Origin of the sequence: Salinimonas lutimaris (assembly GCF_005222225.1) — a bacterium.
Taxonomy (GTDB): domain Bacteria; phylum Pseudomonadota; class Gammaproteobacteria; order Enterobacterales; family Alteromonadaceae; genus Alteromonas; species Alteromonas lutimaris.
In genome coordinates, this window is record NZ_CP036536.1 from 3,802,442 (window position 1) to 3,818,460 (window position 16,019).

Annotated in this window: 11 protein-coding genes; 5 read left to right on the plus strand and 6 right to left on the minus strand. The window is 51.6% G+C overall.

Annotated features, from left to right (window positions below):
- Positions 1-2: 2 nt before the first annotated feature.
- Both EZV72_RS16805 and parC read right to left on the minus strand, forming a co-directional pair.
- Positions 3-539, minus strand: a complete 537-nt coding sequence (locus tag EZV72_RS16805; protein WP_137168318.1) for a heme NO-binding domain-containing protein — start codon at positions 537-539, stop codon at positions 3-5.
- Between the two features lie 91 nt (positions 540-630).
- The gene (gene parC, locus EZV72_RS16810; protein ID WP_137168319.1) at positions 631-2,931 is read right to left on the minus strand and encodes a DNA topoisomerase IV subunit A; all 2,301 of its coding nucleotides are present in this window, start codon (positions 2,929-2,931) and stop codon (positions 631-633) included.
- 209 nt (positions 2,932-3,140) lie between these two features.
- Between parC and EZV72_RS16815 the strand changes: the two genes are divergently transcribed.
- Positions 3,141-6,284, plus strand: a complete 3,144-nt coding sequence (locus tag EZV72_RS16815; RefSeq protein ID WP_137168320.1) for a hybrid sensor histidine kinase/response regulator — start codon at positions 3,141-3,143, stop codon at positions 6,282-6,284.
- On the opposite strand, the gene EZV72_RS16820 is transcribed toward EZV72_RS16815, so the two are convergent.
- Entirely contained in the window at positions 6,277-6,963 is a 687-nt protein-coding gene (locus EZV72_RS16820; RefSeq protein WP_137168321.1) for a DUF2982 domain-containing protein, read from the minus strand. The genes EZV72_RS16815 and EZV72_RS16820 overlap by 8 nt on opposite strands.
- 311 nt (positions 6,964-7,274) lie before the next feature.
- Here EZV72_RS16820 and EZV72_RS16825 point away from each other — a divergent pair, with 311 nt between their 5' ends.
- From EZV72_RS16825 to EZV72_RS16835, 3 genes are read left to right on the plus strand one after another with little or no spacing between them, the layout of a single operon-like run.
- Positions 7,275-8,291 (plus strand): aspartate carbamoyltransferase, encoded by a 1,017-nt coding sequence (locus EZV72_RS16825; protein WP_137168322.1) that lies wholly within the window; start codon positions 7,275-7,277, stop codon positions 8,289-8,291.
- A gap of 1 nt (position 8,292) precedes the next feature.
- A complete protein-coding gene (gene hemL / locus EZV72_RS16830) occupies positions 8,293-9,576 on the plus strand; it encodes a glutamate-1-semialdehyde 2,1-aminomutase (RefSeq protein ID WP_137168323.1) in 1,284 nt (427 codons plus the stop codon).
- Positions 9,577-9,600: 24 nt separating this feature from the next.
- Positions 9,601-10,722, plus strand: a complete 1,122-nt coding sequence (locus EZV72_RS16835; RefSeq protein WP_232364452.1) for an adenylate/guanylate cyclase domain-containing protein — start codon at positions 9,601-9,603, stop codon at positions 10,720-10,722.
- On the opposite strand, the gene EZV72_RS16840 is transcribed toward EZV72_RS16835, so the two are convergent.
- Both EZV72_RS16840 and ggt read right to left on the minus strand, forming a co-directional pair.
- On the minus strand, positions 10,697-11,617 hold the full coding sequence (locus tag EZV72_RS16840) for a Dyp-type peroxidase (RefSeq protein WP_137168324.1): 921 nt from the start codon (positions 11,615-11,617) through the stop codon (positions 10,697-10,699). The two genes, EZV72_RS16835 and EZV72_RS16840, sit on opposite strands and share 26 nt — an antisense overlap.
- Positions 11,618-11,677: 60 nt before the next feature.
- Entirely contained in the window at positions 11,678-13,360 is a 1,683-nt protein-coding gene (ggt, locus tag EZV72_RS16845) for a gamma-glutamyltransferase (RefSeq protein ID WP_137168325.1), read from the minus strand.
- Positions 13,361-13,652: 292 nt separating this feature from the next.
- Between ggt and EZV72_RS16850 the strand changes: the two genes are divergently transcribed.
- Positions 13,653-14,489 carry a glycosyltransferase family 2 protein gene (locus EZV72_RS16850; RefSeq protein WP_175405153.1) on the plus strand — a complete coding sequence of 279 codons (837 nt, stop codon included), beginning with the start codon at positions 13,653-13,655 and terminating at the stop codon, positions 14,487-14,489.
- A 265-nt stretch (positions 14,490-14,754) separates the two neighbouring features.
- On the opposite strand, the gene EZV72_RS16855 is transcribed toward EZV72_RS16850, so the two are convergent.
- Positions 14,755-15,993: an ammonium transporter gene (locus tag EZV72_RS16855; protein ID WP_137168327.1), complete on the minus strand. Its 1,239-nt coding sequence runs from the start codon at positions 15,991-15,993 to the stop codon at positions 14,755-14,757.
- Positions 15,994-16,019: the final 26 nt, after the last annotated feature.

Genomic DNA, 16,019 nt, shown 5'->3' on the forward strand with positions numbered 1-16,019 from the left:
ATTCAGCTCACTGTTAAACTATACTCATAGGTATGCGGATCACCGGTAGAAAACCGTTCCCGCGCCAGGCTGTCGCCAAAATGATCGGCTGCCGCATCCATTAGTCCTTCTGCCAGCGGATACAGATCACGCTTGGAAATGTACCGTAACCGCATGGCGTTTTCAGTGCGTGAGAGCACCTCAAATTTTGGCAGATCCGCATCCGGGTACAATTTTAATACCTGCACATGAATATCGTCGTCGAGCACTTCCAGTGCATCAAGCAGATTTTTGCGCCCGGCCATGACCTGACCATGCGCCTGCGCCAGCTGACCAAACAGATAATAGCCAAAGTCGTGCAGCAGCTCCTCGGCCGGCTTACCGGTTTTTTCAACCAGCACCCCCACCAGTTTCTGCATCTCTGAAAATGGATAATAACCTACAGAGGTAAAGGCCCCATCGTTCTGTAGCTCAGCAGCCACGATGACTTCATCAGCAAATTCAGGAGAGACTTTCTCCTCGAGCATGTCAATTAAAGAGGTAAAAACAATCCCCAGCATTGGCAATCCTTTATGATTTAACTGTTTTTAGTGTAGCCCAGCATGGCCGGGCTACAAGAAAAAAGGGTAATACCGAGGCGTTTTTATTGTTTTATGAGGGAGTTGAGTCAGGGTTTGGGACTGATCCCGACGACGGCTCTGATGCGATCACTTCCACATCATCCACTCGTTGCAGGCCCCGGGGCAACTTGTTACCACGCCGGCCACGATCGCCCTGATAATGTTCAAGGTCTGACGGCGATAAGGTCATATTGCGTTTGCCTGCGTGCACTTTAACGGAGGCGCCGGCAGGCACCACCCGCAGCACCGTCACAAATTCCTCCCGGTTTTTTGCTTTGGCTGACGGTATATTAATAATCTTGTTCCCTTTCCCTTTTGACAGGCTGGGCAGGTCTTTTAACGGAAAGACCAGCATACGTCCTTCATTGGATACTGCCATACACCAGTCAGTTTCCAGCGCTGTGACCGGGTCCGGTAACAACACTTTTGCTGCACTGGGCAGGCTTAAAAAGGCTTTACCTGCTTTATTTTTACTCATCATGTCAGCAAAGCTGCCTACAAACCCATAGCCGGCGTCCGATGCAATCAGGTATTTCTGTTCATCCTGACCCATTAGTACATGCGTAAACTGTTCCCCGCCCACCAGATTAAAGCGGCCAGTCAGTGGCTCGCCCTGACTACGGGCAGACGGTAACGCATGGGCATCGCAGGCAAAGGTACGGCCGGATGAGTCCATGAATACGACAGGCTGGTTACTGCGCCCGGTGGCACTGGACAGATAGCCATCACCGGCTTTATAACTTAAGCCCTGTACATCTACATCATGACCTTTGGCACAGCGCGCCCAGCCTTTTTCCGACAGCACCACGGTGACCGCTTCACTGGGAATAAGCTCTTTTTCAGACAGCGCACGGGCTTCCATTCGTTCAACCAGCGGCGAACGGCGATCATCACCGTACTTCTCTGCATCGGCCAGAATTTCTTTTTTAATCAGTGTTTTTAAACGACGATCTGAGCCCAGAAGCTGCTGCAGTTTGTCTCGCTCTGCTTCCAGTTCTGATTGCTCAGCTTTAATGTTCATCTCTTCCAGCTTGGCCAGATGACGCAGTTTCAGTTCTAAAATGGCCTCTGCCTGTTTATCTGATAAAGAAAAACGGTTCATCAGTTCCGGCTTCGGCTTATCATAGGTGCGAATAATCTCAATCACCTCATCGATATTCAAAAAGGCTATCAGCAAGCCTTCCAGAATATGCAGCCGGGCCAGAACCTTATCCAGCCGGTACTGTAAACGGCGAACGACGGTATCTTTACGATATACCAGCCACTCAGACAAAATAGTTTTGAGGTCTTTGACCTGCGGCCGGCCATCCAGACCAATCATATTCAGATTGACCCGGTAGTTTTTCTCCAGATCCGTGGTCGCAAATAAATGCTGCATCAACTGCTGCACATCCACCCGGTTAGAACGTGGAGTTATCACCAGGCGGGTTGGGTTTTCATGATCAGATTCATCGCGCAGATCACTGACCATCGGCAGCTTCTTAGCCTGCATCTGGGCCGCAATCTGTTCGAGTATTTTGGCCCCCGACGCCTGGTGCGGTAAGGCACTGATCACAATGTCGCCACTTTCGTCCGCATACTTTGCACGCATTTTGATGCTGCCACGACCGGTTTCATAGAGTTTCTGAATGTCGCTGCGCGGCGTGATAATTTCCGCCTCGGTGGGGTAATCCGGTCCCTGCACAATATTCAGAATATCACTAAGTTCCGCTTTACTGTTATCCAGTAAATGGGCGCAGGCATTAGCCAGTTCGCGCACATTATGAGGAGGAATATCCGTGGCCATCCCTACGGCAATCCCGCTGACACCATTGAGCAGAATATGCGGCAGACGCGCCGGTAACACTTTCGGTTCGTTTAGCGTGCCATCAAAGTTGGGCTGCCAGTCAACCGTGCCCTGCCCCAGCTCGCTGAGCAATACTTCAGAAAAACGTGACAAACGGGCTTCGGTATAACGCATGGCTGCGAACGACTTGGGATCATCCGGCGCCCCCCAGTTGCCCTGTCCATCCACCAGCGGATAGCGATATGAAAACGGCTGCGCCATCAGGACCATCGCTTCATAACAAGCCGAGTCACCGTGCGGATGAAACTTACCCAGCACATCACCCACGGTCCGGGCCGACTTTTTATATTTAGCGGTCGCACTCAGGCCCAGGTCAGACATGGCATAAATAATCCGCCGCTGAACCGGCTTCAGGCCATCAGCAATATGCGGCAGTGCACGGTCCATAATGACGTACATGGAATAATTTAAATAGGCATCTTCGGTGAACCGGCTTAGCGGAAGCTGTTCTATCCCGTCCTGGCTTATGGTGATCTGGTCGCTCATGACATTGTTCGTTTTTGTTGGATTACGACTGTAAGTTGCAGTCATTTTGCGGCAAACCCCTCAGCAACGCAATAACAGCACCGGTACGGTCTGCGGCGGGCCGGTTGATTTTGGTTAAAAAATTATTTTAACCAACGACTTATTTTGTAATGTAACGTATATTGGTGTTTTAATAGGCGGCTACTTCAAAGACAATGACCTTGTAAATCATGCGTGTAATCTCTCTGATATGGACATTATTGTTGCTCGTTTTACCGGCATTATGGTTACCGGCCAGCGCCCAAACAACAATTCAGCTGTTTGATGAGGATGCCGAAGTCGAATTGTCGGGTAATTTTGCCTTTTATGCGGAGCCTGATGGTCCGCTTACCATCAGTGATATACTCAATCGCCGCCGCGACTTTCAGTGGTATACCGAAGACAATCCCAATTTTGGTTTTCGTGAAAATGCCCTGTGGCTCACTAACAAAATCAGTAATGTCAGTAGCCTGCGCCGCTGGGTATTTACCATTAATTTCAGCCAGCTGGATAAGGTTGATTTTTATCTGGTGTCCAATGGCGAAGTGATTCTGCAAAGTCATCAGGGCAAGCTGCAGGCCGAACAAAGCTACCGCGTGCCTACCCTGCGCGCTGACCTGCCTATTGCCACGCCACTTGAACTGTATATCCGCGTACAAAGTCACTCATCCAGCCTGATTGTGCCACTGACTGTGTCGCCCGAACCTATGCACAGTAAAGCCGCGCAAATAGACAGCATCATGTGGGGCTTGTTTTATGGCGGGCTGATCATTCTGGCGGTATACAATCTGGTGCTATTTTTTGGTGTTCGCGAGCCCAGTCTTATTGCCTATGTAGGCTATATTATTGCCGTCATATTCTGGCAGTTTATGTGGGGCGGACATATTCAGATTTTCAGTGGCGAAACGCCCTCCTGGCTGGCCGGCCACACTGAACTTTTCTTTGTAGTCATTGGCATCAGCTCGGGTATTTTTACCCTGCTTTTTCTGGATTCTCGCCAACATGCGGCAGCGGCTCACCCGGTGGTATTGCTGTTACTGGTTTTACAAATGCTGACAGGCATATTGTGTCTGGTCGATATTCTGCCTCTGGTGTGGAAGCACAATCTGGTTTATTGCATTGGGATCGCGGCTATTTGCAGTTATATTTTTGCCGGCTTCGAGGCTTACTTTAATCAGTTCCAGCCCGCCCGCTACTTTATTTTTGCCTGGAGTATGCTGGCAGTTGGGGCGATCATCGGCATGCTGAGCCTGACCGGTTTATTGCCGTCCAATACGTTTACCACCTACTGTTTTCAGGTTGGGGTATTTCTGGAAGCGGCGCTGTTTTCGCTGGCGTTAATGGAAAAAAGTCGTAGTCAGCTGGAAGCAGAAGTGGACCAGGCCACCAACGACCTGCGCAATAATATGGAGCTGATAGAAGAGCAGAATGCGCGCCTGGATATTGCCCGCAAAGACGCCATCAAAGCCAGTAACATTAAGTCTCAGTTTCTGGCGAATATGAGCCATGAAATTCGCACCCCGTTAAATGCCATTCTTGGTTTTAGCCGGGAGCTAGGCAATGCCGCACTGCCCATGGACCAGAGCGAGCAGGTTCGGATTATCAATACCGCAGCCGACAACCTGCTGATTATCGTCAACGATGTGCTCGACTTTTCTAAAATTGAAGCCGGTAAGCTGCAAATCAATAATCAGCCGTTTTCGCCTAATGCACTGCTCGAAGAAATGGTCACCCTGATGGCCAAAAGCGCGCATTCTAAACGCATTGAGTTTGTGTTTGAGCTGGAACCTCTGCCAGAAAAACTGATTGGCGATCTGTTCAGAATTAAACAGGTGCTCAATAATCTGCTTAGTAACGCTCTGAAATTCACCTCGGTGGGCACCGTCACCCTGGGCGTCACCAACCGCGAGCTGAATCATGGCCTGCACGAAATTATCTTTACGGTGGCCGACACCGGTATTGGTATCAGTCGCCAGGACCGCAAAAAACTGTTCAGCGCCTTTTCGCAGATAGATGATGCATTGAATCGTCATTATCAGGGAACCGGACTGGGACTGGTCATTTGCCGGGAACTGGTGCGCCTGATGCGCGGTCAGATGAACCTGCGCAGTGAGCTGGGCCTGGGCAGTACTTTTACCATTAATCTGCGGGCTAACCGCATGAGTCCCAAGCTTAACATTGAGCCGGACAACGAATGGCAGGGTAAGCATATTGTGGTCTTTGACCCCATCCCGCAAACCCGCCGCGCTACGGTCCAGTTACTTAATCATTTAGGGGCGGTCACCACCAGTGTGGAAAGCTTGGACTACCTGCAAACCATTGAGTCTAATCCTGACTATCTGTTTGCCACTGTGCCGGTATCCAAGCTGGCCCAGCGGGACGCCATGCTCAGCGCCCTGATTCAGGTCCCCGCCCAAAAACGCATTTTGTGGTATTCCGGCTCTGAGCCGTTTAACCAGTATCCCAGCCTGAGCCAGCATTTTCATGATCAGATCCGCATGCCGGTGACCCTGTCCAAGATGGATGACCTGCTGCATCATAAAACCAGTCTGAGTAAAAATCCGATGCAGGGTAAGCTGGACGCCATGCCTAAAGCCCGCATTCTGGCCGTGGATGATATGGAGATGAACCTGAAGCTGCTGGCCACCTGGCTGGAAAACAGCCCGCTGGAACTGACCTTGTCAACCAGCGGCCAGGAAGCGGTAAATCTGTGTCAGGTTAACGAATACGACCTGATTCTGATGGATGTGCAGATGCCGGGGATGGACGGGCTCAAAGCCACCCGCGAAATCCGCAAAACTCCACTGAATCTGGGCACCCCGATTATTGCGGTGACCGCCCATGCCTTTAAAGAAGAACAGGAGCGCCTGCTGGCCTCAGGCATGGAAGACTATCTGCCCAAGCCCATTGAAATCTCTGCTCTGCTGGAAATTATCCGACGCTGGTGCCATAACCATTCAATGCCGGCAATTCCTGAGTCGACCCTGGACTGGGATTTGGCCATTAAGCGCACTAATCACAACGATGAAACCGCCAGAGAACTGCTGCGCGATTTTATTAAACTGCTGCCTGAATCAGTGGAGGTACTGACCCGTGCCTGGCACGAGCGGGACTTTGACACCCTTAAATTGGAAGTACACCGGCTGCACGGGGCGTGTTGCTATACTGGCGTGCCGCGCCTGCAAACTCTGGCAGATGAACTGGAAAGCGCGTTAAAGCAGGATCAAACCATGCTGATTGCTGAACTGATGCCAATGTTTATGGAAGAAATAGACGTGGTGCAGGAAAAAGGCATGGGACTGCTCGGCGACCATCAGATGCCCGGTATTAGTTAACCGGGCGGGTTTGCTGGCATTGTCGGATAAAGGTCACAAACTCTGCCGGTGAACGGTCCAGATCAGACGCCGAAATATACACATCATAGCCTAAACGTTCACGCAGCTGGGTCATCCGGTTGGCCAGCATCGCTTTGATACCGGTCAGCACCTCGCCATTTTCCAGCACATAGGCCTTGTCATCAAACATTTCATGATTGAAGCAGTTACCGCTGTCACAATTTTGCGGCAGGTTATGCAACAGCAGCGGGCGCTGCTCCATCAACAAGTGCGTCGCCAGACGGGGAGACACGGTTTTAAGAAAAGGCGCGTAGGCTTTCAGGCGCAGTCCCACCGCTTCTAATTCAACCTGATCAAGCCCTTGCTGGACCCGCGGGCAGTCGATACGCTGAACATTATCCCATTCAATGGTCCAGTTTCCGCGCCGGTGATGATACAGAATCTGACTGGGAGAAATTTCAATACTGTGGTCAGGCTCGCGCAGCTTGAACCAGCCCACCAGCATGGTCACCAGCGATGCGCTGGTTAAAAAGATGCCAGCCAGAAACAGCCATTGTGGCGCCAGTGTCAGCCACAAGACCGACAGCAACAGACCCGCGCCGCCAATGGCCAGCGTGGTAAAGCCATTGCGCTTGGAAATCGCTTTGACATAGATAGGCGCAGTATCACTCGAAGACATAAAAATAAACCACCAGCATAAGTATCGTCCAGACCACATACAGTCGCATCCGGCGGCACTTTTCGCACCCGGAGGACCACCACGAGGGTTTACTTTGTTTTGATCGGGTCACGTCCGCTCCCGCCTGTATGTTGTCAGTCCCAAAAGTGAACTTACAGTTTACACCAAAGGCACCGGGCCACCCTAGTATTACGCGACAAAAGCCGGCCAGTGGCTATTAAATTTGCGTAACCCGCGCTTGATGCACAATCTTCTACACCGCCGCGCTTTTTTGCTAAACTAGGCCGTCCTAATCAATCGTTGAGAGCACCATGTCAGAGTTTACCGGCAATCATATCCTTTCGGTTAACCAGTTCAATCGCGACGCCATCGAAAAAGTTTTCGAGGTTGCCACAACGATGCAGCCCTACGCCAGACGCCAAAAGCGCACCACGGTACTGGAGGGCGCTATCCTTGGAAACCTGTTTTTTGAACCCAGCACCCGGACCCGGGTAAGTTTTGGAACGGCATTTAACCTGCTTGGTGGCGAAGTCCGGGAAACCACCGGAATGTCCAGCTCTGCGCTGGCTAAGGGCGAATCGCTTTATGATACCGCCCGGGTGCTTAGCGGCTATTCTGACATTATTGCGATGCGCCATCCGGCCGCCGGGTCGGTGGCCGAATTTGCTGAAGGCAGCCGGGTACCGGTGATCAATGGCGGGGATGGCGCTAACGAACACCCGACTCAGGCTTTACTGGACTTGTTCACCATCAAGCGTGAAGTTGAGTATCAGGGCAAAGGTATTGATGGTCTGCATATCGCCATGATTGGAGATTTGCGCTATGGCCGGACGGTACATTCGTTGTCCCGCCTGTTGTGCCTGTACAAAAATGTTCACTTTACCCTGGTATCGCCCAACGAGCTGGCTATGCCGGAGCCGATTATCGCCGCGATTGATAATGCCGGTCACAAGCTGTCGATTACTGACCAGCTTGAAGGCACGCTGGATGCGGATATCTGTTATCAGACCCGGATCCAGGAAGAACGCTTCCCATCGCAGGATGAAGCAAACAAATACCGTGGCAAATTTCGCCTGAACCAGTCGATTTATACCCGCCACTTCCAGTCTAAAACCGTCATTATGCATCCGTTGCCCCGTGATTCACGGGCCGAAGCCAACGAACTGGATAATGATCTGAACCTGAACCCTAACTTAGCCATATTCAGACAGACAGATAATGGCGTGCTGGTACGCATGGCGTTATTTGCCCTGACGCTGGGCGTTGAAAATCTGCTCAGTCGCTATGAAAAAGATGTGGTTTGGTACAGCAATAAGAGTAGTGAGTAATATGCAAAAATCTGAAGAATTATTCGCCCGCGCCCAAAAAACGATTCCTGGTGGCGTCAACTCACCGGTGCGTGCATTTAAAGCCGTTGGCGGCACTCCGCGCTTTATCACCAAAGCCGATGGCCCGTATATGTGGGACGCTGACGGTAACCGCTACATCGACTATGTATTGTCATGGGGTCCGATGGTACTGGGCCATAACAATAACAAGATTCGTGAAGCCGTGGTACAAGCGGCGGCAGAAGGCTTAAGCTTTGGTGCGCCGACCGAGGCCGAAATTCACATGGCAGAAAAAATCAGTGAACTGGTGCCGTCAATGGAAATGGTGCGCATGGTGAACTCAGGCACAGAAGCCACCATGTCTGCCATTCGGATTGCCCGTGGCTACACCAACCGCAATAAAATTGTGAAATTTGAAGGCTGCTACCATGGCCATGCTGACTCACTGCTGGTCAAAGCAGGCTCTGGCGCCCTGACCATGGGCGTACCCAGCTCACCGGGCGTACCGGCTGAAGTGGCCCAGCACACCATCACTGTGGAATTTAATAACCTGGACAGCGTCAAAGAAGTGTTTGCCCGGGAAGGTGATGACATTGCCTGTATTATCGTTGAACCGGTCGCCGGTAACATGAACTGCATTCCTCCGGTAGATGGCTTTTTGCAAGGCCTGCGCGAGATTTGTGATGCCCACGGCAGCATTTTAATTTTTGATGAAGTCATGACCGGCTTCCGGGTTTCTAAAGGCGGGGCCCAGGAGCGCTATCAGGTTACCCCTGACATGACCTGTTTAGGTAAAGTGATTGGTGGCGGCATGCCGGTCGGCGCATTTGGCGGTAAGCGTGAGATTATTACGTATGTCTCTCCTACCGGTCCGGTTTATCAGGCCGGTACTTTGTCGGGTAATCCGGTGGCCATGGCAGCCGGTCTGGCGGCACTGAACCAGATAGCGGATGACGATATTTATCCGCAAATTTTTGCCAATACACAAAAGCTGGCAGATGGCATGCAGGCACTGGCAGACAAACACGGTATTCCACTGACGACCAATGTGGCCGGCAGCATGTTTGGGTTGTTTTTCACTGACGTGGATAAGGTCACCAACTACCAGCAAGCCACCAGTTGTAATACCGAACAGTTTAAAACATTTTATCATGGTATGCTGGAACAGGGCGTGTACCTTGCCCCGGCCTCATATGAAGCTGGCTTTGTGTCTTATGCGCATGATGACAGTATTATTGAAGCCACACTGGCAGCCGCCGATAAGGTGTTTGCTACACTGAAGTAAGTGGCATAACTCAGCGAGCAGGATGTGACAGAACTGGTATTGGTATTACTCTTTTTCGCCGTCAGCGTTAGTGTATACGGTGCTGTTGTCACCCTGCTTTATCTGCGTAGTCAGCGCCTGGTCAGTCAGACCAGAGCTGAACGCTTCAGTCACCATCAGGGGGTACTGGCCGATAACGATGAGGCCAAGGCCCGTATTTTCGCCCGGCGCGCCGATGAAGCGCTGGTCCTGACCAAAACCCTGCAAAAGTTTATTCCCCGCCAGTTTGTTGATCATTTTGCCAAGCACGGCACAGTGGAGTTGACCCTGGGACATGCTGATGAAGATGAAGTGGCCATTTTGTTCTGTGATATCCGCGGTTTTACCGGATTGTCAGAACGGATGGGACCACAGCAGCTGATGACCTTTCTCAATTCCTATTTTTTACGGATGAACGAACCGATTCACCAGAACCGGGGGTTTATCGACAAGTTTATTGGCGATGCCATCATGGCTTTGTTTGATCATCCCGGCGGTAGCGCCAAGGCCAAAGCCATTGATGCGGTGAGCGCCGCACTGGATTTACGTAAAGCCCTGACCCTTTATAATCAGCATCGTCAAAATAGTCATTATGACCCGATTGGAGTAGGTATCGGCATTCATTTCGGCCCGGTCATTCTGGGCACGGTCGGCTCTGAAGACAGAATGGACACCACGGTGATTGGCGATAGCGTGAATATTGCTGCCCGGCTGGAAAGCCTGACCCCGCTGTATAATGCCGACATCATTGTCAGTGCCACGGTACTGGAAACTATCGGAGCGGAATTTGGCCTGAAAACCCGCTTACTGGATTGGGTCAGAGTAAAAGGCCGGCGCGCGCCCATTGAGATTTATGAGGTGTTGAGCCATTTAAGTGAGCCTGAGCAACAACAAAAGTTTGCCCTGCAAACTCAGATTGCAGCCGGGCTGGCCTGCCGGATAAAGCAAGACTGGGATGGTGCCCTGGTGCATTTTTATAAAGCCCGGGAAATGTCGCCGGACGACTCTCTGGCCCTGCATCATATTCGCACAATTGAAGCGATTCGGTATCAGCCATTTCCGCCCAACTGGGATGGCGCCATCGCCACTGATGGCTCGCAATTTAACTGGCAGCCTGCTGACGAATAAACGTCAGGGCCGGGGCAAAGTAAGCGCCGCCGGTTTCCGCGCTGGTAAAATCCAGCCAGCGGTCGTAATCCCCTTCGGCATTTCCCACAATCTGGCTGTGCAGCATGGCTTTAAAAGGCTGAGCACTGGCCGCACAGCTGATAAAAAACAGGCCTTGAATCAGCAAGTCACCATAAGGCATTCCCTGCTTCAGTAAATCATGATGGCCATCGTCACTGCCCGGGGCACAGGCCCGCACACTGTGCGAAGAGTCTGATTGCTCCGGGCTGGGCTGATTGTATTCCCGGGTCACCCCCATGACCTGTTCCTGCTGACGCTCAGACAACGACTTCCAGCGTCGTAAATCATGGCGAAAACGCTGAACATGTATATAACTGCCCCCAGCAAAATCAGCGTCCTGCCGGGCGTCAATAATCGCCACCTGTCGACGCTTCATCCCCCGCGGGTTATCCTGAGCGTAAATAAAGCCGTTTAAGTCCCGGCCATCCAGATACCGGAACGCCTTGATTTGTTCTACCAGTTCCACATGCAGATGCAGCAGCTCCATGACTTCGCTGCCAATGGCATGACAAATATCCAGCCGGTCGGCCCGAATCTGGATAAATAAATCGGTGCCGGTATCCGGTGCACTGCGATCTTCACACTGCATGCGGGGGAAGGCGGTCAACTCGGTGGGAATCAGACCCTCGTAAAGTTCAGACCAGTAGCCGGCCCCAACAGCAATGACGCCGGTGACCATCGCCTCATAATGCTCATTCTCATACCAGTCAAAAATATCCAGCACCCGGGCGAGCTTGGCGCGCACAGCCTGACTGTCATCATCAATCACATTAAGCAGCAGATACTGCGCATGCAGATTCGATTCTGCACATATTCCTTTTTGCGGTTGTGTCATGCCAGCTAAAGTTCCTTATCCCCATGCGGCCCTGCACTGGTTACTATTTTTCCAGTGTGGCTAATACCCTGCGGCTTGTCCATCTTTTCGGCTTTCAGATGCTCCCATATATACCCCACGCTCAGCATCATGCATGATTGCCTGGTAGCCCCCATACACTCCCAGTTTCGGAGCCAGGGTATGACCCATCTCAAGAAGCTCACGGCGGGTTTGCGCCGAAAATCCGTTTTCCAGATGCACCTGACCTACGCCGCTCATCCGCTCACCGGTCGGACTTGATGAACCGCTGTGCAGGATGCGCGGGGCATCACCGGCCTCCTGCAGGTTCATACCAAAATCAATCAGATTGACCAGAATCTGTGCATGCATTTGTGGCTGAGTGGCCCCGCCCATCACGCCAAAGCTCAGCCAGGGCTTGCCATTGAGGGTAACAAACGCCGGAATAATCGTATGAAACGGGCGTTTTCCGGGAGCGTACTCGTTAAAATGGCCAGCCTGCATGGTAAACAGCTCGCCCCGGTTTTGCAGCACAAAGCCCAGTTCAGGCGGCGTCATGCCTGAGCCCATCCCGCGATAATTACTTTGAATCAGCGAAACCATGTTACCAGCGCTGTCAGCGACGGTCAGGTAGACGGTGTCACCTTCATACCGACCGGCATCAAGCCGGCTGGCCGGCGCGTCAGGCACAATGAGCGACATGCGCTGACGGGCGTATTTTTTTGAAATCAGCCAGTCTACCGGGATCTGATTAAAATCCGGGTCAGCGTAGTACTTGGCGCGATCCTCAAAGGCCAGCTTTTTAGCTTCCACAAAAGTATGGATGTAACGGGCAGAGTCGAATCCCATACCTTCTATGTCATAGTTTTCCAGGATATTAAGAATTTGCAGCGCGGCAATGCCCTGACCATTGGGCGGCAGTTCCCAGACATCATATCCGCGATAGTTGGTGGACACCGGCTCAACCCACTGTGAGGTGTGCTGCGCTAAATCTGCATAGGTTAAATAGCCGCCCTGCTCTTTCATGTAGGCAGCAATACGACGGGCGATATCGCCTTTATAAAACGCCTCAGCCCCGCCGGTTGCTATCTTTTCATAGGTATTGGCCAGATGCGGATTTTTGAAAATATCGCCTTTCTGAGGCACCTTGCCACCAGGCATAAAGGTGTCGGCAAAGCCATCATACTGGCCAATGCGCTGGGCGTTTTTCTGCCAGTAATAGGCAATGAGTTCACTGACCGGAAAGCCTTGTTTGGCATAGCGGATAGCGGGTGTAAGAATATCCTGTACTGGCAGCACACCAAATTTTTTGTGTAGTTCAAACCAGCCATCTACGGCGCCTGGCACAGAGACGGGTAGCGGACCAAAAGAGGGTATACGGGTCAGCCCCTGCTCAGCAAACACCGACTTTTTCAGCGACTGCGGCGAGCGGCCTGATGCATTAAGTCCATACAGCCGTTTGGTTTTGGCATCCCACACAATGGCAAACAGGTCTCCGCCAATACCGCTGCCGGTAGGCTCGACCAGTCCCAGCATCGCATTGGCAGCAATGGCCGCATCGACCGCACTGCCGCCCTGCTTCAATATATCCAGTGCCACCTGAGTGGCCAGGGGCTGACTGGTGGCAGCCATTCCCTGGGTGGCTATTACCTCTGAGCGACTTGCAAAGGGTGCCCCGGTGATCCGATCATAAGCCTGAGCGCCGATAGCCCATAGTAGTGCCAGACAGCACATCCATCTTTTCATTTTTTTCTTCCTGTGCGGGGTCATTAATATCCTGACATTGTCAGTATACGTCATTGCCTGCCCGGATAAACCCGCATTACCCGGTTGCCAGTTGAACGCGCAGCCTTGCACAACTAAAGTGCATCTGACGTGTGTTATTTTTGTTAACAGCAGGATGAGGGTACATTTTTTCTGGCACGATTTACGCAACCTCCTCAACCGTACTGAATCTGGTACGTAAAAATAGTGACCGCGGTAAACATGGTCCATGCTGGCTGACGCAGTACAAGGCCAGCAGGAATGGGAGATAGCTATGGATCCACAATTTAGTATTGTTACCATTGTAAAAGAACGCAGCAGGCAGCTGGCCAGTCTGGTACAAAGTCTGGAAAAAACCCGTCTTCGGCCACAGGAACTGATTGTTGTCTGGATGACATCCCCCTGCGATGAATCATTGATCAGCAGTGAGGCTTTTTCCGTCCAGCATCGTTTTTTAGCTAATGAATCTGTGCCTGTCCCCCGGGCCAGAAATAAAGGCATGGCCGCCTGCTCCACCGAACAAATCATTTATCTTGATGTCGACTGTTTGTGCCCGCCGGATTTATTTGAATCCGTGCTGACGGAGTTACACGATGGTCAGGTTGTGAGTACACAGGTACGCTTTTTACCCTCCCCGGCACAGACGCAGGATTATGCCACTGCCAGGCAGCATGCTGTGAGCGCACCGGACGCGGTTGAACTGTTACACAATCAACCCGTCGCCTGGTCTTATTTTCATACCTTGCTATTTGCCATCACCAAAGCGGATTTTATCCGCACCGGTGGGTTTGATGAGTCATATCATGGTGTGGGGGTAGGTGATATTGATTTTGCTGCCCGCTGTGATGAGCTTGGTTTTGCCCTGGTTATGCTCAAAAACGATGTGCTTCACCAGTTTTATCCCGGTGTTGAGCCGCCTGTGCAGCAGCTTTTTGATATTGTGAATAATGCAACCCGCTACAAACAGAAGTGGGGAGAGTATCCGCTTCAGGGCTGGTTACAACAGTTTGCCCAAAGCGGCCTGATTAATGACGATTATGAAACCGAAGGATTGCGGGTAAAACGCCTGCCGACTGACGAAGAAATACAGGCGCAAATGGCACCTGAGTAACTCATGAGCACCCGCGGGCATGCGCTGTGCTGCCCGTTTTTTATTTACCTTATCAGCACGCCTTTTCAGCACTTCCTTTAAACTGCTTTATCCTTTCTTTGTAAAACCACCTCGATGGTAACTGGGTTGTTACCCTGTGCCCGCCATTCAAGCGTTATCAGCGCACAGTGCTGTGGGTATCAGAATGAAAAAAGCCCCGTTTAAACGGGGCTTAAGCTTGGTGAGTTGAACGTTATTAGAATTGTTATGGTGTGTTCAATCAGGATTACTTACGGCCACTTGTGAAATCAGGATAGGCTTCCAGGCCACACTCACTCATATCCACGCCGTCGAACTCTTCTTCTTCGCTAACCCGGATACCCATGATGGCTTTAATCACCAACCAGGCCACCAGACTGGTCACAAAGACCCAGACAAAGATGGTGACAGCGCCAAGCAGCTGGCCGCTGAAAGTTGAGTCACTGTTGGTGACCGGCACCAGCAACAGACCCAGCAGACCAACCGTACCGTGTACAGAGATAGCACCCACCGGATCGTCAATTTTCATTTTGTCCAGCGCCACGATACTAAAGACCACCAGCAGGCCACCTAACGCACCAAACAGGGTTGCCTGTAATGCCGTAGGCGTTGACGGCTCAGCAGTAATGGCCACCAGACCAGCCAGCGCACCGTTGAGTGCCATGGTCAGATCCGCTTTACCAAACATGATACGCGCCAGTAACAGGGCAGCAATTGTACCGCCGGCAGCAGCAGCATTGGTATTCATAAAGACGACCGCCACCGAGTTTGCACTTTCCACCGTTGCGGTGGCCAGAACTGAACCACCGTTGAAACCAAACCAGCCCATCCACAGAATAAATGTACCCAGCGTGGCCAGTGGCAGGTTAGAACCCGGAATCGCATTGATTTTGCCATCGGCGGTGTATTTGCCTTTACGTGCACCCAGAATCAACACACCGGCCAGTGCAGCAGAGGCACCTGCCATGTGAACAATGCCTGAGCCGGCAAAGTCAGAAAAGCCCATATCACCCAATACGTACATGCCAAATACCGCATCACCGTTCCAGGTCCAGGCGCCTTCCATTGGATAGATGAAACCGGTCATCACCACGGCAAACAGCAGGAAGGCCCACAGTTTCATACGCTCAGCAACCGCACCAGATACGATGGACATAGCTGTGGCCACAAACACCACCTGGAAGAAGAAGTCAGCTGAAGGTGCATAGGTCGCCGGATCTTCTGCGATGCCCGTGGCACCATCTGCCACAATACCATCCAGGAAAATACCGCCACCGTACATGATGTCATAACCACAAATCATGTACATGGTGCAGGCTATCGCGAACAGCGCAACGTTTTTGGTCAGAATTTCAGTAGTGTTTTTAGCCCGAACCAGACCGGCTTCCAGCATCGCAAAACCCGCTGCCATCCACATGACCAACGCGCCACAAATCAAAAAGTAAAAGGTATCTAAGGCGTACCCTAATTCAAAAGTGATTTCCATTATGGTTTCTCCGCAATTTTTATTAT